Genomic DNA, 17,802 nt, shown 5'->3' on the forward strand with positions numbered 1-17,802 from the left:
ATTTTACTAATTGTCAAGTAAATCGATTCCATTACTCCAAATAATTTTATGCTTGCTTTTATCTTTAATATTTAAGTCATAATCAAACATTTTTAGTTTTGGATTATAAATATCATCGATAATAATTAAACCTATTTTTGTAAGTTTTACTTCATTGTCAAAATTATCATCACCATATTGAAACTTTAAATCTTTTCGTAAAGTTCCTTTTAATGTAATTTTTGAATTAGGTGCAATCTTGAAAAGTTGAGGCGAATTTTTATCACATCCTTGATTATAAAATTGAATATAATTATTATTGATTTCGAAATTTTGATCCCAAGAACAATTCATCATCCATAGATATATCTCTTTTTTTTCGGTATTTTGGATATCTATTTTCACTTCATAATCATTTACAATGACAGAATCTGATGAAATAATTAAGTCATCATCTTTTATCTGATCTAATATCCAACCATAAGAATGCTTATTCAATTTTGTTGAAGATTTTTTTTCAAGTTGAAGATTTATTGTAATTGGAGATTTTTCAGTTTTGAAAATTTTTAAAGCTCCAATCGTAATGAATGCTATGACTAAAAGAATTAATACATTCTTCATGCTAATGATCAAGAATATTACTTCGTAAAAGTAATAGGATATTTTAAATTGCTATACTCGTTAAGATCTGCATTTAACGATCCAACTAATAAACCAGCTTTTATTTTTAATGGAACTAAGTTATCATCGTCAGAAACCCACATTGTAACCGATTCTGATTCTTTGAAAACACGACCAGATTGTACGTACGGACGAATTTTGATTGCTGCAATTTTTCCGAATTTTGTTTTTAAGGTTTCACGTCCCAAAACTTTCAATCGAAATTTAAGCGTTTCGTCACCAAGAAAAATATTTTCGTTCAAATAATCTCCTGTTTTAAGAGTGGCATGATTGGCATTACGTAAGCTGTAAAAAGCAGAAAGTAAATCTTGCGCATCGTACGGAATTGTTTCTGTCGTTACTTTTCCATCTCGTTTATTTTCAACTTTTGCTTTTCTATTGGCATGATCAAAATAATAGATTTGATGACGTTTGTAACTTCCTTCTACAATATTTCGAACAAATTTTGTAGGTTTCAAATCTGTTTTGTCAATATACGATTCGTAATTATCATCTACCTTAAAAAAAGCACGCACAGCACCTGTTGAAGTTCCTTTTCCTATGATGTGATAATGGCTTTTTCCATTCAATGTAGCTTCTCTTACATCAATGGAAGCAAAACCTGCATTCAATCCAGAATAATGAACTCTAAATTTTAGATTTTCGCCAACTTTGTAGTTGTTTTGAGCATTTAAAGGCAATGCAAATGAAAGGACAATAAAAGTAAAAAATAAAATATATTTTTTCATTTTGAATTTTTGGTTTTGAGGTTAAGATTCAAATTGTTTGCCAAAAATAATAAAACGCCTTTATAAATTGATATAAAGGCGTTTTAATTTATGAGAATCTAATGATATTCTAATTTTCTTCTTTTAAGGAAGATATTTGATCTGCTTCAGTTGAAGTTTCAAAATCTGAAACATTGATAACCGAAACTATTTCTGGAACATATTTTTTGATGGTCATTTCAACACCTGACTTTAAGGTCATTTGGTTGACAGAACATGCTATACATGCACCTGTAAGGCGAACTTTTACAATATTATCTTCTACAGATACTAATTCGATATCGCCTCCATCTGAATTTAAGAATGGTCTAATTTCAGTTAAGGCCTTTTCAACTTCTGAATATTTTTCTTCTGGAGTCATGATCTTTTACTTTTTTAATTTTTTGCCGAACAACCTGCCATCGTTGTAATACGAACAGCTTCTGTTGGAGGCAAAGTATTGTTACGTTCTACTAAACTTTGTACTGCGTTACGTGCAATTTCTTTGTAAACATTAGCTACAACAGTATCTTCTTGCATTGCAGCTGGACGACCAACGTCAGCAGCTTCGCGAATAGATTGTACAATTGGAATTTCGCCTAAGAAAGGAACACCAATTTGTTCTGCTAAGTTCTTTGCACCATTTTGTCCAAAGATATAATATTTGTTGTTAGGTAATTCTTCTGGTGTAAAATACGCCATATTTTCTACAATTCCTAAAACTGGAACATTAATCGCTTCCATTTGGAACATTCCAACTCCTTTTTTTGCATCTGCTAATGCAATATTTTGAGGCGTAGAAACTACAACAGCTCCTGTAATTGGAACTTGTTGAACGATAGATAAATGAATGTCACCTGTTCCTGGAGGTAAGTCGATTAATAAGAAATCTAATTCTCCCCAATGTGCATCACGAATCATTTGATTCAATGCTTTTGCAGCCATCGGTCCTCTCCAAACAATTGCTTGATCTGTATCAGCAAAGAATCCAATTGATAATAATTTAATTCCGTAAGCTTCTACTGGTTTTATTTTCGTTTTTCCATTAACTTCTACAGAATATGGACGAGCATCTTGACAATCGAACATAATTGGCATAGAAGGTCCGTAGATATCAGCATCTAATAAACCTACCTTGAATCCCATGTTTGCTAAACTTATTGCTAAGTTTGATGAAACAGTAGATTTACCAACACCACCTTTACCTGATGCTACAGCGATAATATTTTTAACACCTGGCAATTCAGAACCTTTGATTTCGTTCGGATTTTTTTCTTCAACTTCAACAGAAATGTTAAGTTTAAGATTTGACTCAGGTAAATTTTCTTTAAATGCATTTTTCAACGCAATTTCCAAACGCTTGCGTTCGTGCATTGCAGGCGAAGGAGAAACAATATCCAATATAATATCATTTCCCATCACTTGAGCGTTACGCATCCAATTGCGAATACCTAATTCTTCTAATACTTGATATATTTGATCTCTTGTGTAAGCCATCTTTTAAATTTAATGAGACAAAATTACGAAGAATCAAAGACTTTAAATAATCTAAAAACGTGATTTTAATTGTTTTGCTTTATAATTTGATAAATAGACTTAATTTGATGTATATTTAAACTTTAAATCTGACTATGGAAGAGCATATTATTTATCTGACGAATATAAGAAAACAGATTATTGATGAGCTTGAACAACACTCTCTGAAACAACTACTTTATATACCTGTTGGCTATAAAAACAATTTGTTTTGGAATGCGGCTCACGTTTTGGCAACACAGCAATTGATCCATTATTATTTAACCGATAATAGGATGTTGGTCGATATTCAGTTTATTCAGAAGTATAAAAAAGGAACAATCGGAAATACGGAAGTAACGGAAGAAGATGTGACAGAATTGAAGGAAATGTTGGAAAGTACACCAATGCAGATGTTCAAGGATTATCGTTCGGAAAAACTATCGTATTATCGATCATATAAAACAAGTTTTGGTATGACGTTAGAATCGATTGAAGATGCAATTTTGTACAACAATATTCACGAAGCAATGCATTTGGGCTATATGATGGCGATGAAAAAGAATATTCCTTTTTAAAATCAAAAAGAGAATAAAATTTAAAAATTTAGATGTTAACATACAGAGATGCTAAACGAAGCGATTTAGAAAAAATAACAGAAATTTATAATTCTACAATAGCTTCGCGATTAGTAACTGCCGATACAGAACCAGTTTCAGTTGAAAGTAAAGCAAAATGGTTCGAAGAACATTCACCTGAAAAAAGACCACTTTGGGTTGTAGAAAATGAATTGAAAGACATTGTAGGTTGGGTAAGTTTTCAATCTTTTTATGGAAGACCAGCTTATGATGCAACTGTAGAAATTAGCATTTATTTAGATGCTATGCAACGTGGAAAAGGTTTAGGAAAACAAGTGTTGGAATATAGCATTACGAAAGCAGCAGAATTTGGAATCAAAACGATTTTAGGTTTTATTTTTTCGCATAATGAACCGAGCTTGAAATTATTCAAACATTTTGGTTTCGAAGAATGGGGAAATTATCCCAATATTGCAATTTTAGACGGAATAGAAAGAAGTTTAACTATTTTAGGAAAACGAATCGCATAAAAAAACCCTCACTTCATTTGAAGTGAGGGTTTTTTGTTTATCAGATAAATTTTATTTACCAATACTCCAAATCAATGCTTTTTCTTTAGTTGCTCTGTAAATTGTAGCATGTTCTTCTTTAGGTTCTGGAGAATAATTCCATTGTAGATTTGGAAGTTTTTCTTGCGTCAAAATATTCTTCAAATCATCTGTATAAGGTAAAATATCACTTGCTCCAGATCCTGCAAACCATAACTTTTTTGGAGTTGAAGGAAATTTAGCTAAATCATTTTTTGAATTCAATAACATTTTGTGATTGTTCCACCAAAGTGAAGGATCAATTGCAATATAATAATCAAACATTTCTGGTTGTTTCAGAAAAGTTTCCATGATAAATAATCCAGCCAACGATTCGCCAATAATTCCTTTATTATTTTTAGTGCGATACTTTTTCGTGATTTCAGGAAATAACTCATCCTTGACAAAGTTTCTAAATTGATTAGAACCTCCCACAACATCGGCTATTTTTTTATCTTCTTCATTTTCAGTTGGTGGACTCAAATCTTTGCGACGTTGTATATTTTCTATTCCAACCAAAATAACTGGTTTTATTTTTTTCGAAGTAATCAAACTATCTAATGTGTTTGCAATATGTGGAAAATCATCTTTTGTTCCGCCATCAGGCATATACAAAACGGATAACGAATCCTGAGAAGTCGAATATTCTATTGGAACCCAAACATTAATAACTCGTTTTTCATTTAGAATTTTAGAATCAATTGTAAATGTTTCGTGTTTCGGGATTGGATCGTTGTAAACAGGCAGATTAGAGTTTTTGCAAGATGTAAAAAAACTAATAGAGATTACAACTAATAAGTAGTTAAAAATCGATTTCATGTATTTCATATTAAAGTATTTATTCAAATATACAAAAATCATAAAGAGTTGATTTTCTATTTAATAAAAAAGACCACTAAAAAATAGTAGTCTTTCTCAAATTATTTTCAGAAGATTTTTAATATTCTAAAAATCTCACTTTATCTTCGATTGGTTGACGAATAGCTTCTGGGATTTCTCCTTCAATTTTTCCCATATAGAAAACACCAACGCATTTTTCACCTTCTTCCATAGTTGTAAACTCATCAACATTTGCAATTACATTTGCTGGAGAAGACCAATATGCACCAATCTTTAGCGCACTTGCCATTAACCACATATTTTGAACAGCCATAGAGGTTGCAGCTAATTCTTCCCATTCAGGATTTTTTTCTGTGTTGATAAAATTGATTAAAACAATTTTATTCGACTTATCACATTTCTCAATTAATGCATTTATTTTTCTGTCGCTCAATTGATCTGTTGGCGTTCCTTGCACATAAACACGCTTTACGTATTCGCGGAAACGGTCTTTTGCAGGACCTTCTAAAACGACAAAACGCCAAGGTTCTGTTTTTTTATGAGATGGTGCCCAGTTTGCTGCCTCAAAAATTTGATTCAATTCTTCGCGTGTAATTTCTTCTTGTGTGTATTGCGGAGGAAATATAGAGCGTCTATTTTTTATGATTGATAATAAATCGTTTGCATTCATGTTGTAACAATTATTAATTTTATTCTACTAATCAAGCAAATTTACATTAATTTCAATAAAACCAACGTTAAGATGAAAACATTAGATTACAACAAAATTGAGTATTACAAAAACAATAAATTTCAATTTGATATTGGGAAATATTTCAATCAATCATTAGAACTTTTCCAAAATAATTGGCAGCCATTTGTTATTTATGCTCTTGTCGCAGCTATTATTTATATGTTTACTTCCTTCACTGTAATCGGATTGCTTTTTGTGATGTATCCACTTATAATGGGATTTATGATTGGAGCAGAACGTGCCGAAAACAAAATGTCAGTAGAACTAGGTGACTTTTTTGGAGGTTTCAAAAATATAGGAAGCTATTTCCTTTTAACACTTATCGTAATGGGAGTTTCGCTTGTCGTTTTGTCGCCTTATATTATTTTTTCTTTTTTACCACTTATGTTTAATGATCCCGAAAATGTAAATCCAGCATTAATGATTGGTTCATCACTTTTCGGTATGTTATATATCTTAGTGGCGACGATATTTTTATTATTCCTACAAGCGTGCATTTATCTGGCTCCGTATCTTATTCATTACGGAAACATGAGCGCTATTGACGCAATGAAAACTTCTTATGCAATTGTAAAAAAGAATTTTTGGTGGATGGTTTTAATGGCGATTGTGGTTAGTCTGGTTGCTTCAATTGGTGCTATTGCTTGTTATGTTGGTGCTCTTGCAACCTATCCAATTGGCTATATGATGGTATACTTTATGTTAAAAGATATGATTTTGACAGATGATGAAAAAACAGAAATTGATCTACTTGGTACAAATCAAGAATAATATTAATTTTATCGAATGTTAGCAAAGCATTCGATTTTTACGAAAATGAATGAATTGGGAGCTGCAAAAGTTCCCTTTTTTTTTATGATCGATTTTTTGAAAGAAAATGGAGAAGTAGTTCCGTTAAATGAATTACCTGATGAGATAAAATTTGAAGTAGATTCAACAAAAAAAGAATCTTTTCAGAAAGATTTTAAATTCAATAAATTCCCGATTTCTTTCGACGAATATTTGCCAAAATTCAATTATGTTCACGATAATCTTTTGTTTGGAAATTCATATTTAACGAATTTAACGCTTCCAACAAAAATTGAAACAGATTTGTCTTTGAATGATATTTTTCAGTTTTCTGAAGCAAAATATAAACTGAAATATAAAAACGAATTTGTTTGTTTTTCTCCCGAACGTTTTGTGAAAATTGAAGATCAAAAAATCTTTTCAAATCCAATGAAAGGAACCATTGATGCCTCGATTCTAAATGCGAAGCAACTTATTTTGAATGATGAAAAAGAAGCTGCCGAACATGCAACAATTGTCGATTTAATCAGAAATGATTTGAGTCTTGTTTCCGAAAATGTTGAGGTGATAAATTATCGCTACATGGATGAGGTGAAGACAAATGATGCAACACTTTTGCAAGTAAGTTCTGAGATAAAAGGCGATTTGAATGATGATTATAGTCAAAATTTAGGAACGATTTTCGATCAACTTTTACCTGCTGGTTCTATTTGCGGTGCGCCCAAAAAGAAAACCGTTGAAATTATTTTAGAAGCCGAGAAGTATCATCGAAATTTTTATACAGGAGTTTTTGGTGTTTTTGATGGCGAAAATCTTGATAGTGCTGTGATGATTCGTTTTATTGAAAATAATCAAGGTGAATTGTTTTTCAAAAGTGGAGGAGGAATTACGGCAAAAAGCAAAGCGAAAGCAGAATACGAAGAATTAATTCAGAAAGTATATGTTCCAATTTATTGAATCGATTTGTTGTGTGAATAAACAACTTCGAAATTTAGAATTTCATCAAGCGAGATTTGATCGAACAAGAAATGATAATTTTACTGAAATCAATCCGATTTTATTAGATGAAATTATTAAGTTTCCAACAGATTTAACGGATGAAAAATATAAAGTTAGAATTGTTTATGATCGCGAAATTCAATCGGTAGAATTTCAACCGTATCAAATCAAACCAATTGAAAGTATTCAACTTTTTGAAATCGAAAATAAAATTGATTATTCCTACAAATATTTGGATCGTTGGTTTTTTGATGAGTATTTGAAAGAATCAAAAACAGATGATTTGGTCTTGGTAAAATCGAATTATATTACCGATTGTATTTATTCGAATATTGTTTTTTTTGATGGTTCTAAATGGATCACGCCACGAAGTTTTTTGTTGAAAGGAACAATGCGAGAAGCTTTGTTGCAATCAGGCGAAATCATTCAGAAAAATATAAAAGTTTCAGATCTAGTTAATTTTAAATCCTTTAAACGAATCAATGCAATGATGAATTTAGATGAAAGTCAAGAATTAGATATTTCATTGTTAATTAAATAACTCTATAAAATTGATAGAGTATTATTTGCATTTTCATTTTTTAACATTACCTTTGCATAACTTATCAAGAAAGGTGGAGGGATTGGCCCTGTGAAACCTTAGCAACCAGATGACTTATAATCTAAGGTGCTAAATCCAACCTATTAGAGGGAAAGATGAGTAAAAGTATTTCACTTTTATCTGTTGGTTTCTTGAAAGTTTTATGAAAATTAAAAATGAAAAGAAACAAATTTTTACTTGCTTCATTCGCATTTATTTGCGCATCTACACTTTTCGCTCAAGAAGTTGAAAAAGAGGAAACAAATCTTAACGAAGTTATTTTAATTGGTGGTCGTACATCAGAAAGAACGGTGGTTAATTCGTCGGTTCCTGTCGATATTATCGATGTTGAGAAATTGAAAACGTCTTCTCCTCAATTGAGTGTGAATGATATTTTGAATGTGGTTATTCCTTCTTTTAATTCGGTTCGTCAATCATCTGCCGATGGAACGGAGCATATTGATCCTGTGACGTTGCGTGGAATGGGACCAGATCAGGTTTTGGTTTTGATTAATGGAAAACGTCGTCACACAACATCCTTAGTGAATTACCAAAATACGGTAGGGAATGGTTCTGTAGGAACAGATTTAGGTGCAATTCCGATTTCAGCAATTGATAAAATTGAAGTTTTACGTGATGGTGCGGCTGCACAATATGGTTCTGATGCGATTGCGGGAGTTGTAAATATTGTTTTGAAATCTAAACCAGGTGGTGACGCGTCTTTGACGTATGGTCAGACTTCTCGAAATGATGGAGAAACGTACAATTTTAACGGCAGTTATGGAACGAAATTAGGACAATCGGGTTCGATTGTTTTTTCGGCAGTTGTAAGTGAGCGCAAGAAAACGAATCGTTCGAAAGATCATAATTTAGATATTTTTGGAGATAATTTCGCCTACGATTTTGCAGATGATCCAGATGCTGCAAGAGCTGCGGATGACGCTAAAATTGCTGCTTTAGGGCTTTCGAGAAAAGATTTTAGATTTCAAATTGGAGATGCGGCAATCAAAAATCAACAATTTTTTGTAAATGCTGAAACGGCGATTAATGATCGTTTAGATTTTTATTCATTTGGAGGCGTTTCGCTGCGCCAAGGAAATGGATTTGGTTTTAGAAGATTACCAAGCGAATTGTCTGAAGATGCGTTAAAAATTTATCCAAATGGTTTTCAAGCAACGTTAAAATCTAATGTAAATGATTATTCAAATTCTACAGGATTACGTTATTCATATGATGGATGGAAAGTTGACTTGAGCAATACTTTTGGATTAAATTCATTCAAGTATGATTTAGAAAATTCAATTAATCAATCATTAGGCTTAAATTCTCCAACCGATTTTTACGCTGGGAAACATCAATTTTAACAAAATACAGTCAATTTAGATTTTTCGAAACGAATCAATCAAAATGTTAGTTTAGCGTTTGGAGGAGAATATCGTTTTGAACAATATAAAATTGAAGCTGGAGATGAAGCGTCTTATTCAGGTTCTGGATCTGAATCTTTTGTAGGATTTTCTCCATTAAATGCTGTAAAAGGTGATCGTCATTCAGTTGCGGCTTATGTAGATGGAGAGTTGAAATTTGGAGATTTTACGGCTGATTTGGCTGGACGATTCGAAAATTATTCTGATTTTGGAAGTACAATCAACGGAAAATTAGCGATGCGATATGAATACGCAAAAGGGTATTCGGTTCGTGGAGCAATTTCGACAGGATTTAGAGCACCTTCTTTACAACAAAAATATTTCAGTAATTCGTATACCGATTTATTCTTGAATGATAATGGTGATCAAGTTTTGGTAACAAAAGGAATTATTCGAAATGAGTCTGAATTGTCGAAAGAAATTGGTTTGGATAAATTAAAAGAAGAAAAATCAATCAATGCAAGTTTAGGTTTAACATTTCGTCCGACTTCAAAATTATTTATCACATTGGATGGATATTTTATAAAAGTTGATGACCGAATTGTCTTAACTTCTGATATCACAGATCCTGCTTTAGAAAAATATAATGTAGCGACAGCGCGTATTTTTACGAATGCAATTGATACAGAAACCAAAGGTTTGGATTTAGTAATTTCCTATGATACTCGTTTAGGTCGAGGAAAATTGAATGCAAGTTTATCAGGAAATATCAACGAAACAAAAATTGTCGGTTATCATTTTCCAACAGCTTTAACAATTCCAACGGAAGAATTTTTTGGTCCTGATCAAGTCAATATTATCGAATCATTAAGTCCAAAAACAAAAGCAACTTTAGGATTGAATTATGCAATTTCTGGATTCAATTTTATGGTGCGTAACACGTATTTCGGAAAAGTGACAAAAGATGGATATCCTTGGGGAAGTATCCAAGAACATACGGGAAAAGCGGTGACGGATGCTTCGATTGGTTATGATATTACAAAGAATTTCAACTTTACAATTGGTGCAAATAATTTGTTTGATGTTTTCCCAGACAAGCAAGTTTATGAGAATTCTTATTATGGAATTTTTCCGTATGCGCCAGTTCAAATGGGGATGACAGGAGCGTATTATTTTGCACGTGCAAGTTTTAAATTTTAATCAATAATAAAATATTCAAAGTGTCAATTTTAATGTAAATTCAAACATTCAATTGGCACTTTTTTGTGTATGGCACATTCAAAAATTGGTTGGAAAACCGCAGCAGCTTTAGTGATTTCGAATATGATCGGAACAGGTGTTTTTACCAGTTTGGGTTATCAAATTTCTGATTTAAAAAATACAACTTCTATCTTATTATTGTGGTCAATAGGAGGATTGTTAGCGTTGATTGGCGCATTTATTTATTCGGAATTAGCTTCAAAATTTAAACAATCAGGAGGAGATTATATTTATTTATCTCGGACATTTCATCCCGTTTTTGGTTATTTATCAAGTTGGATTTCTTTATTCGTTGGTTTCTCAGCGCCAATTTCTTTAGCGGCTTTGGCAATGGGAAAATACTTGAATGTTTTCGGGTTTGATTTAGGAAAAGAATTTGCAATAGCCATGATTTTGATTGTTGCCGTTTTTCAATCATTCAGTCTAAATTTGAGTAGTAAATTTCAGAATATTTTTACTATTCTAAAAGTTGTATTTATTGTTGTTTTAATTGCTTTAGGTTTTTATTTTGCTCCAGCAGTTGAGCCAAATGCGGTAGTTTTTGATTCGACTTGGAAAAATGAATTGTTACTTCCTGCATTTGCGACGTCTTTGGTTTATGTTACTTTTGCTTATACAGGTTGGAATTCGGCTTCATACATCGTAGAAGAAATTGAGCAACCAAAACAAAACTTACCAAAAGCACTATTTATAGGCGTTATTTTTGTCACGATTTCTTATGTTTTGCTAAATTATGTTTTCTTGAAACATGCATCAGCAGGAACTTTGGCTGGACAAGAAAATGTTGCAAATATTTCGTTCGGTAATCTGCTTGGAAATAATGTAAAATGGGTGAGTTGCTTTATTGCTTTACAATTAATTGCGACGATTAGCGGTTATTTGTGGATTGGTTCTCGTTTGACGCAAGCCACAGCGCGCGAAAATAAATTGTGGAATTTTATGGCGAAAGAGAACAAAAATAGAATTCCAGTTCGTGCAATTTGGGTGCATACAGCAATTAGTATTTTGCTAATTTTTTCAGGAGATTTTGAAGTGATTTTTACCTATACATCGTTTGTTTTACAAATATTAGCAACATTAGCAGTTTGTACAGCTTTCTTTATCAAACAAGATCAATTAACTATTATCAAAAGTAAATTCTTTTATGTCTTACCTGCTATATTTTTAGCATTTAGTTTATATATCTGTTATTTCGTTTTGATGCAAAAACCAAAAGAAAGTTTATTTGGTTTAGGAATTATCACATTAGGAATTGTATTATTCTATTTTGATAAGAGAATTGAGAACAAAGATTAAATATAAGTTTATAATAAGACAAAACCCACTCAATTTGAGTGGGTTTTTATTTTTTTAATCTTTTATTCCATTAAAAATATATTGTAAAATCGGATTGATTTCTGGATTTTCAAGATGTTTTTTGAAAATTTTGGTATAATATTTTGGTTTATTAATCATTTTACGCTCAACTAATTCGTCAATTGTATCAATGTATTCAACCGAAGTTTTTCCAATTAATAAATTATCCAAAGAAAGTCCTTGATCAACATAATTCAAAATTGTTTTCAAACCTTTCAAGTAAAGCGCGTCTTTTGTAAAACCACCACCACGATAAACGCGAGTTGTCAGATAAAATGCGTCTTCTGGTTGCATTTTGTATTCTTCCATCAACGTCATAAATGTTTCGTTGAACGATTTTCCATTTGTCAACATATGAACCGCCATAACGCGCAGACCAAGTTCTCTTAAACGGCTATGATTAATAGAGTCAGAATAATACTCACTTAAAATCGCCAAACCTTCTTGCGTCAACGTATTCACAGGTAAACCAATACTAAAGATTTTTAATGGTTGATCCAACGCGTTCATCGTTGTCACCATATGAACTCCAATTTCGTGCTCAATTAAACCATTTGTAAAACGTTTGTCAAACTTAACGCCACGCTTAATCACAACTTTTCTTTTGCTATTAATCACAAGCGCTTTTGAAGCGATATCATCCGAAACTTCGATGTCAAATTTGAAACCATAATCATTAGTAGCATTTCTAAAAAGATTAACCACTTCTTCCTCTGTATAATTTCCTTGTTTATCCATTCTAAACTCAGGACAATAAAGGATAAAGTTCGCATTTTCGATATCTTTTTTAGATGGTTCGCCAAAATAACGCAACGAATTGTACAAAAATTTATCCGTACCAAGATTCGCCAATAAATCTACCTTGTCAAAATAAGCGTTAATCGTGTTAACATACATATTTTGAATACTAATATCATTGATTTTCTCGACTTTAATATTCGATAATTTTCGTTTAAATTCGAATGGATCAATGTTAAGCGGATTGTACTTAAATTGTGGTTCGTATGTATATTTTGAAGCTAAGAATTTCTTCTTTTCAAATTCTAAATTAATCGGATTGATGACACTCAACAACTCAAAATTTTGAACCAATTGATACAATTGTTTATCAATTTTGACCAAATCAGATTCTAATTCATTGTGCAAAATATTCACTTGCTTAGAACCTACTTTGTACGTCGTTTCCGTTTTTACAAACTCGTAAGCGTGGTTAAGAATCGCCGATTTAAAACCTTCTTTTATTTGGTTAATAATCTCTGGAAAAGATTCTCCTGTCAATTCATCGCAATAAATTTTTGAAACTTCTGTCGCTAAAACCAATGTATTTTTGAATCGATTTGTGACAAATTCTAACAAATATCCGCGTCCATAAAATACATCGTTAATCGCTGAATAATTGTGAATATTTTCTAACTCAATATTCGCTAATTCATCGCGCCAACTTTCTACATAATTTCCGTAACGTTCGTTATCAACTCGCTCCGCACCAATGTTGAACACTGGAACCGGACGATCCCAACGTTTCCAATTGTACGAGTGAATATCATAAACCAAACACGACTTAAATTTAGTTTCAAGCTTGTTGATTAAAGCTTCCAAAACCTCATAAAAAGCATGATGTTTTGCAATACTTTTTTGTTTTTGAGAAACCGACAAAGGCTCTTTCCAAACCTGTTTTCCCCAAGCTTCTTCGTACACAGCAGTTTCTGGACCACGATTTAGATCGTATTCAAATCGAGAATCACAACCTTGAATTAAGATTGGAAAAGTTTCTACAAACTCAGCTGTATGCGGATCTTCCTCGTACCAACGTTCATAATTGCTTAATAAACATTTTTCGCGAATATCTTCGCGCATTTGTCCACCATCATGAATGGCAGCACAAACGTAAGGAATGTATTCGTCGATTTTTATTTTGAATGATTCGTCTTCTGCATAAGCTTCAAATACAATTTCGTTCTCAATATTATCTAAAATTTGCTGTATACTTATGGATTTCATGCTTTAAATTCTTTATATTTCTCCAATAACATCGATACGATTTGTTTCTGAATTTCGTTGTTATTGTTTACATTATTGTGAGGAACAATTCCTCCAGGACTTACGACATTTAGCTCAACCATTTTCCCGTTAATCAAATCGATTCCGCAAAAATAAATTCCATCTTCATTTAATTGTTTTCCTATTTTACGGCATAAATCTAACTCATGTTCACTCATTTCGTGTCTAATCGCAGAACCACCAGCCGAAATATTAGAACGGTGGTCACCTTCTGCAGGAACACGCATAATTGCACCAATCGGTTCACCATTAATCACAATGGCGCGAACATCACCTTTTTCTGCACCTTCTATATAATTTTGACAAATAATAGGCTGAGAATTCCCGGTATGATTGATATAAAAATCGCAAATCGAGCTTAAGTTACCAATATTTTTTCGTTCGAAAAGTATAACACCTTTACCACCCATTCCGTCTAATGGTTTGATGATAAATTTCTCGAAATTATTTTCCTCTACAAACGATTTTATCAAATCAATATCTTTTGTAATAAGTGTTTGAGGAACAATTGTTTCTTGACCATCATCAAAAGATGCGGCGTATATTTTATTATTTGCTTTACGTAAACCCGAAATTTTATTTACGAAGAATACTTTATCTTCGATTAATTCTAACATATTCAACAAAAGCGGATCAATTGGTGGATCGGCTCTCATAAAAATCATATCAAATTCGGTCAAATCTTTTATACTACTTTCAAATTTCATGGTGTGATAAAACTCAACACAATCATTTGTTTCTGTAGTTATCATCTTTTTGCAGTTTCCCACAACTTTGCCCTTGGCAATAGAGATATCTTTTTTTGTTAAATAGGATACTTCAAATCCACGATCTACGCATTCTTTAATAATTCGCATAGTGGTGTCTTTTCCTGGTTCAACCTTGTCCCAAGGATACATTACGAAGCATATTTTCATATAAATAAAAAGGGTATTAAAATCAATGCAATAATAACTAAAAGTTTGATACAAAAAATGATCTATAAAAAATTATAGAATATTTATTTTTATTCTATGAAAGATATTGATTTCTAATGATTAATAAAAGAAAATGGTGATTGATTTTTTAATTTCAATCACCATTTGGTTGGTAAACTATAAACTATTTATTTCTTATTTCTTAAACGATCAATTGTTTCTTGAACTTTAGGATCATCAGCTTTTACGCTGTAATAATCTGCAATTTTTCCATTTTGATCAAGAACCAAATATCTTGGTATCCAATTTAAATCAATCCCTGTGCCAAAATTGCCTTTCCAGTTGTTTCCTAAGTAAAAGTGTTGACCTTCAATCTGATATTTTTTAATACCATTTTTCCAAGCTTCCTCATTCTTGTCCATTGAAAGGTAAACAAAGGTTACGTCAGGATTTTTTTCGTGCAAAGATTTCAAAGCAGGCATGTTTTTGATACAATCTCCACACCAAGTTGCCCATAAATCCAACAAGACAATTTTTCCTTTATAATTCGAAAAAACTTTTTCTATAGTTGTCGAATTTCCATCCAAATCAACTACACTATCTTGCAAAGCAGCAGCGGGAAATTCAGTTTTCATCACCGTTGGAATTTTCTGCGAAAAAGCAGTAATTCCTACAAATAATATTAAAACGCTAATTATTTTTCTCATGATAATTTTTTATCGATTTCATGTATTTACAAAATCTATACCAATTCAGTAGACTTTAAAGCAAAGGTAAATATTTATTTCTAATCATTGCAAAAAGATGTAATTTTGTTTCATGCAAAAATATCTGATTATTGGGCTTGGTAATATTGGTGCTCAATACGAAAATACTCGTCATAATATTGGTTTCAAGGTTGTTGAAGAAGTTGCTAAAAAAGTTGATGCTAAATTTTCACCATCAAATTTTGGTGAAGTAGCACAGTTTAAATATAAAGCGCGTCCAGTTACGTTGTTAAAACCAAATACATACATGAATTTGAGTGGAGATGCGGTTCGTTTTTGGATGAAAAAAGAAAATATTTCGTTAGAAAATATTTTTGTCATTACAGATGATTTGAACTTGCCTTTCGGAACAATTCGTATGCGTGGAAAAGGTAGCGATGGTGGACACAATGGTTTGAAGGATATTCAAAATAAAGTTGGCGGACAAAATTATGCGCGATTACGCTTTGGTGTAGGAAACGAATTTTCGGAAGGTAAACAAGTGGATTATGTGTTAGGCGATTGGTCGGCAGAAGAAAATGAAAAAATGAATGAACGATTGAATTTGGCTGCTGATGCAGTTTTGTCGTTTATTTTTCAAGGATTAGGAAATACAATGAATCAATATAATGGTAAATAAAATTTTAGGAGTTGCAATGATTGCAGGAACACTTTTGTTAGGTTCTTGTGCAAGTAATTCGTCAAGTTCAGAAGGAAAAGAAGCGAGAATAGAAGAAGTAACTTCGACATTAGACAATGTAAATGAAATCAATTTCAAGAACAAAAAGAATGTTTTATTAGACGTTCGTACACCTGAAGAATTTGCTGAAGGTCATGTTCCTGGAGCGGTAAACATTGATGTAAAAAATCCAAATTTCGAAGAAGAAATTCAGAAATTAGATACAAAAAAGAATTATTTTATTTATTGTAAATCTGGTGTTAGAGCAAAATTAGCAACAGACAAAATGCAAGAAAAAGGTTTCAAAAATGCGAAGAATTTCAAAGATGGAATGTCAACGTACAAAGGAACTGTAGCAAAATAATGGAAGGATTTCGTCCCGAAATATTAAAAGAAATTGTCACAACAAAAATGCCTTTCGGTAAATATGAAGGGCGATTGTTGTGCGATTTACCTGTTTCTTATTTGGAATGGTTTGTTGGTAAAGGTGGTTTTCCGAAAGGAAAATTAGGCGTTTTATTATCGACTGTTTACGAAATAAAACTAAATGGTTTAGAAGATATTATCTACGAATTGAAACGTCAATTTGGTTAAGCTTCCCATTCATAAAAATTTGCATCATCGCGTAATTGAAATCCAGCACTTGGATATAATGAATTTCCAATATGATTTGTAACACTGGTTTCTAACAGCATCGCGCAAGCATCAGTTTTGCGGCATAAACTTTTTGCTTCTTCAATCAATTCTCTCGAAAAACCTTGTCCGCGAAATTCTGGAGAAACAAATAAATCGTTCAAAATCCAGAAACGTTTCATTCGTGTAGATGAAAATGAAGGAAATAATTGTACAAAGCCAACTATTTTTTCGTCTTCATTATAGGCTAAAAAGATAACCGATTCGTCATTTACAATTCTGGCTTCAAGAAATTCTTCAGCTGCTTTTACATCAGATTTTTTATCATAAAATTGACGATACGCATCAAATAAAGGAACTAATTCTTCTAAATTATTTATTGTGGCTTGTTTTGTCATGATTATGTGATTAAATATTCTTTTTTATTGTATTGATCTACAAAATATAATTGATTATTTCTACATCTCATTTCCCCAAAAACAGATTTTATATTTTCTAATACAATTTTATATTGAAGCGTAAATATATCTATTGCAATAAGATTTATATCTGGGTTTTTAGTAGAATTCCATTGTTGTAAATATATCGTTGAATTGTGTTTATAAAACCAATCTCCAAAGATTTTACTATTCAATTCTTTAATTTCTGGATTAGAATTAAGCGAGAAAAAAGTTGGACCAAACCGAATTTCACCAGCAAATTGTTTTTGAATTCTTAATGATTCATATTCTATTAAATTTTCCCAGTCCATAACCTTCA

The 17,802-nt window shown here is 31.8% G+C and carries 21 protein-coding genes, 1 pseudogene and 1 riboswitch; of the genes and pseudogenes, 11 read left to right on the forward strand and 11 right to left on the reverse strand.

Annotated features, from left to right (window positions below; genetic code table 11):
• Positions 1–6: 6 nt before the first annotated feature.
• The 4 genes from N5D03_RS01330 to N5D03_RS01345 all read right to left on the reverse strand — a co-directional run bounded on the left by N5D03_RS01330 (position 7) and on the right by N5D03_RS01345 (position 2,903).
• On the reverse strand, positions 7–600 hold the full coding sequence (locus tag N5D03_RS01330) for a hypothetical protein (protein ID WP_280050732.1): 594 nt from the start codon (positions 598–600) through the stop codon (positions 7–9).
• A 17-nt stretch (positions 601–617) separates the two neighbouring features.
• Entirely contained in the window at positions 618–1,388 is a 771-nt protein-coding gene (locus N5D03_RS01335; RefSeq protein WP_280050733.1) for a DUF3108 domain-containing protein, read from the reverse strand.
• Between the two features lie 109 nt (positions 1,389–1,497).
• A complete protein-coding gene (locus N5D03_RS01340; protein WP_114998704.1) occupies positions 1,498–1,788 on the reverse strand; it encodes a NifU family protein in 291 nt (96 codons plus the stop codon).
• A 14-nt stretch (positions 1,789–1,802) separates the two neighbouring features.
• Entirely contained in the window at positions 1,803–2,903 is a 1,101-nt protein-coding gene (locus tag N5D03_RS01345; RefSeq protein WP_114998705.1) for an Mrp/NBP35 family ATP-binding protein, read from the reverse strand.
• A gap of 134 nt (positions 2,904–3,037) precedes the next feature.
• On the opposite strand from N5D03_RS01345, the gene N5D03_RS01350 reads away from it, so the two are divergent.
• Together N5D03_RS01350 and N5D03_RS01355 are read left to right on the forward strand one after the other, a co-directional pair.
• Positions 3,038–3,499 carry a DinB family protein gene (locus tag N5D03_RS01350; RefSeq protein ID WP_038336414.1) on the forward strand — a complete coding sequence of 154 codons (462 nt, stop codon included), beginning with the start codon at positions 3,038–3,040 and terminating at the stop codon, positions 3,497–3,499.
• A 32-nt stretch (positions 3,500–3,531) separates the two neighbouring features.
• Positions 3,532–4,029, forward strand: coding sequence for a GNAT family N-acetyltransferase (locus N5D03_RS01355; RefSeq protein ID WP_260509600.1), 498 nt, complete (start codon positions 3,532–3,534; stop codon positions 4,027–4,029).
• A gap of 51 nt (positions 4,030–4,080) precedes the next feature.
• Here the strand turns inward: N5D03_RS01355 and N5D03_RS01360 are convergent, their stop codons facing one another.
• A complete protein-coding gene (locus N5D03_RS01360) occupies positions 4,081–4,914 on the reverse strand; it encodes an alpha/beta hydrolase-fold protein (RefSeq protein ID WP_280050734.1) in 834 nt (277 codons plus the stop codon).
• Between the two features lie 109 nt (positions 4,915–5,023).
• Positions 5,024–5,596 carry a nitroreductase gene (locus N5D03_RS01365; protein WP_125349571.1) on the reverse strand — a complete coding sequence of 191 codons (573 nt, stop codon included), beginning with the start codon at positions 5,594–5,596 and terminating at the stop codon, positions 5,024–5,026.
• Between the two features lie 72 nt (positions 5,597–5,668).
• On the opposite strand from N5D03_RS01365, the gene N5D03_RS01370 reads away from it, so the two are divergent.
• From N5D03_RS01370 to N5D03_RS01395, 6 genes and pseudogenes are all read left to right on the forward strand, one after another.
• Positions 5,669–6,430 carry a hypothetical protein gene (locus N5D03_RS01370; protein WP_280050735.1) on the forward strand — a complete coding sequence of 254 codons (762 nt, stop codon included), beginning with the start codon at positions 5,669–5,671 and terminating at the stop codon, positions 6,428–6,430.
• A gap of 15 nt (positions 6,431–6,445) precedes the next feature.
• Positions 6,446–7,405, forward strand: a complete 960-nt coding sequence (locus N5D03_RS01375; RefSeq protein WP_280050736.1) for an aminodeoxychorismate synthase component I — start codon at positions 6,446–6,448, stop codon at positions 7,403–7,405.
• A complete protein-coding gene (locus N5D03_RS01380; protein WP_280050737.1) occupies positions 7,389–7,988 on the forward strand; it encodes an aminotransferase class IV in 600 nt (199 codons plus the stop codon). The genes N5D03_RS01375 and N5D03_RS01380 overlap by 17 nt, the downstream gene beginning before the upstream one ends.
• Before the next feature lie 58 nt (positions 7,989–8,046).
• A riboswitch (SAM riboswitch) is annotated at positions 8,047–8,150 on the forward strand.
• A gap of 53 nt (positions 8,151–8,203) precedes the next feature.
• A complete protein-coding gene (locus N5D03_RS01385) occupies positions 8,204–9,391 on the forward strand; it encodes a TonB-dependent receptor plug domain-containing protein (RefSeq protein WP_280050738.1) in 1,188 nt (395 codons plus the stop codon).
• Positions 9,392–9,418: 27 nt separating this feature from the next.
• A pseudogene (locus N5D03_RS01390) lies at positions 9,419–10,591 on the forward strand (TonB-dependent receptor); the annotation flags it as partial.
• A gap of 69 nt (positions 10,592–10,660) precedes the next feature.
• Entirely contained in the window at positions 10,661–11,947 is a 1,287-nt protein-coding gene (locus N5D03_RS01395) for an amino acid permease (protein ID WP_280050739.1), read from the forward strand.
• A 54-nt stretch (positions 11,948–12,001) separates the two neighbouring features.
• Here the strand turns inward: N5D03_RS01395 and N5D03_RS01400 are convergent, their stop codons facing one another.
• The 3 genes from N5D03_RS01400 to N5D03_RS01410 form a co-directional block, all read right to left on the reverse strand.
• On the reverse strand, positions 12,002–14,008 hold the full coding sequence (locus tag N5D03_RS01400; protein ID WP_280050740.1) for a flavohemoglobin expression-modulating QEGLA motif protein: 2,007 nt from the start codon (positions 14,006–14,008) through the stop codon (positions 12,002–12,004).
• Positions 14,005–14,985 carry a glutathione synthase gene (gene gshB / locus N5D03_RS01405; protein WP_280050741.1) on the reverse strand — a complete coding sequence of 327 codons (981 nt, stop codon included), beginning with the start codon at positions 14,983–14,985 and terminating at the stop codon, positions 14,005–14,007. The genes N5D03_RS01400 and gshB overlap by 4 nt, the downstream gene beginning before the upstream one ends.
• A 188-nt stretch (positions 14,986–15,173) precedes the next feature.
• Complete coding sequence (locus N5D03_RS01410) at positions 15,174–15,692, reverse strand: TlpA disulfide reductase family protein (RefSeq protein ID WP_280050742.1); 519 nt, start codon at positions 15,690–15,692, stop codon at positions 15,174–15,176.
• A gap of 112 nt (positions 15,693–15,804) precedes the next feature.
• Between N5D03_RS01410 and pth the strand changes: the two genes are divergently transcribed.
• From pth to N5D03_RS01425, 3 genes are read left to right on the forward strand one after another with little or no spacing between them, the layout of a single operon-like run.
• On the forward strand, positions 15,805–16,371 hold the full coding sequence (pth, locus tag N5D03_RS01415; protein ID WP_038336392.1) for an aminoacyl-tRNA hydrolase: 567 nt from the start codon (positions 15,805–15,807) through the stop codon (positions 16,369–16,371).
• Positions 16,361–16,774 (forward strand): rhodanese-like domain-containing protein, encoded by a 414-nt coding sequence (locus tag N5D03_RS01420; protein WP_280050743.1) that lies wholly within the window; start codon positions 16,361–16,363, stop codon positions 16,772–16,774. Before pth ends, N5D03_RS01420 begins: the two co-directional genes overlap by 11 nt.
• Positions 16,774–17,004, forward strand: coding sequence for a DUF3820 family protein (locus tag N5D03_RS01425; protein ID WP_114998729.1), 231 nt, complete (start codon positions 16,774–16,776; stop codon positions 17,002–17,004). Before N5D03_RS01420 ends, N5D03_RS01425 begins: the two co-directional genes overlap by 1 nt.
• Here N5D03_RS01425 and N5D03_RS01430 read toward each other — a convergent pair.
• Positions 17,001–17,441: a GNAT family N-acetyltransferase gene (locus N5D03_RS01430; protein WP_280050744.1), complete on the reverse strand. Its 441-nt coding sequence runs from the start codon at positions 17,439–17,441 to the stop codon at positions 17,001–17,003. The two genes, N5D03_RS01425 and N5D03_RS01430, sit on opposite strands and share 4 nt — an antisense overlap.
• Before the next feature lie 2 nt (positions 17,442–17,443).
• A complete protein-coding gene (locus N5D03_RS01435) occupies positions 17,444–17,794 on the reverse strand; it encodes a hypothetical protein (protein WP_280050745.1) in 351 nt (116 codons plus the stop codon).
• Positions 17,795–17,802: the final 8 nt, after the last annotated feature.

This window comes from Empedobacter sp. GD03861 (assembly GCF_029840885.1).
Lineage (GTDB): Bacteria > Bacteroidota > Bacteroidia > Flavobacteriales > Weeksellaceae > Empedobacter > Empedobacter falsenii_B.

What these genes read in the sequence shown, in the direction of transcription:
- N5D03_RS01395 (WP_280050739.1), top strand. Translation starts at nt 10,661, where the DNA reads ATGGCACATTCAAAAATTGGTTGGAAAACCGCAGCAGCTTTAGTGATT.
- N5D03_RS01430 (WP_280050744.1), bottom strand. Translation starts at nt 17,441, where the DNA reads ATGACAAAACAAGCCACAATAAATAATTTAGAAGAATTAGTTCCTTTA.
- N5D03_RS01425 (WP_114998729.1), top strand. Translation starts at nt 16,774, where the DNA reads ATGGAAGGATTTCGTCCCGAAATATTAAAAGAAATTGTCACAACAAAA.
- N5D03_RS01435 (WP_280050745.1), bottom strand. Translation starts at nt 17,794, where the DNA reads ATGGACTGGGAAAATTTAATAGAATATGAATCATTAAGAATTCAAAAA.
- N5D03_RS01400 (WP_280050740.1), bottom strand. Translation starts at nt 14,008, where the DNA reads ATGAAATCCATAAGTATACAGCAAATTTTAGATAATATTGAGAACGAA.
- N5D03_RS01340 (WP_114998704.1), bottom strand. Translation starts at nt 1,788, where the DNA reads ATGACTCCAGAAGAAAAATATTCAGAAGTTGAAAAGGCCTTAACTGAA.
- N5D03_RS01360 (WP_280050734.1), bottom strand. Translation starts at nt 4,914, where the DNA reads ATGAAATACATGAAATCGATTTTTAACTACTTATTAGTTGTAATCTCT.
- N5D03_RS01385 (WP_280050738.1), top strand. Translation starts at nt 8,204, where the DNA reads ATGAAAAGAAACAAATTTTTACTTGCTTCATTCGCATTTATTTGCGCA.
- N5D03_RS01380 (WP_280050737.1), top strand. Translation starts at nt 7,389, where the DNA reads ATGTTCCAATTTATTGAATCGATTTGTTGTGTGAATAAACAACTTCGA.
- N5D03_RS01420 (WP_280050743.1), top strand. Translation starts at nt 16,361, where the DNA reads ATGGTAAATAAAATTTTAGGAGTTGCAATGATTGCAGGAACACTTTTG.
- pth (WP_038336392.1), top strand. Translation starts at nt 15,805, where the DNA reads ATGCAAAAATATCTGATTATTGGGCTTGGTAATATTGGTGCTCAATAC.
- N5D03_RS01410 (WP_280050742.1), bottom strand. Translation starts at nt 15,692, where the DNA reads ATGAGAAAAATAATTAGCGTTTTAATATTATTTGTAGGAATTACTGCT.
- gshB (WP_280050741.1), bottom strand. Translation starts at nt 14,985, where the DNA reads ATGAAAATATGCTTCGTAATGTATCCTTGGGACAAGGTTGAACCAGGA.
- N5D03_RS01345 (WP_114998705.1), bottom strand. Translation starts at nt 2,903, where the DNA reads ATGGCTTACACAAGAGATCAAATATATCAAGTATTAGAAGAATTAGGT.
- N5D03_RS01365 (WP_125349571.1), bottom strand. Translation starts at nt 5,596, where the DNA reads ATGAATGCAAACGATTTATTATCAATCATAAAAAATAGACGCTCTATA.
- N5D03_RS01375 (WP_280050736.1), top strand. Translation starts at nt 6,446, where the DNA reads ATGTTAGCAAAGCATTCGATTTTTACGAAAATGAATGAATTGGGAGCT.
- N5D03_RS01355 (WP_260509600.1), top strand. Translation starts at nt 3,532, where the DNA reads ATGTTAACATACAGAGATGCTAAACGAAGCGATTTAGAAAAAATAACA.
- N5D03_RS01335 (WP_280050733.1), bottom strand. Translation starts at nt 1,388, where the DNA reads ATGAAAAAATATATTTTATTTTTTACTTTTATTGTCCTTTCATTTGCA.
- N5D03_RS01350 (WP_038336414.1), top strand. Translation starts at nt 3,038, where the DNA reads ATGGAAGAGCATATTATTTATCTGACGAATATAAGAAAACAGATTATT.
- N5D03_RS01330 (WP_280050732.1), bottom strand. Translation starts at nt 600, where the DNA reads ATGAAGAATGTATTAATTCTTTTAGTCATAGCATTCATTACGATTGGA.
- N5D03_RS01370 (WP_280050735.1), top strand. Translation starts at nt 5,669, where the DNA reads ATGAAAACATTAGATTACAACAAAATTGAGTATTACAAAAACAATAAA.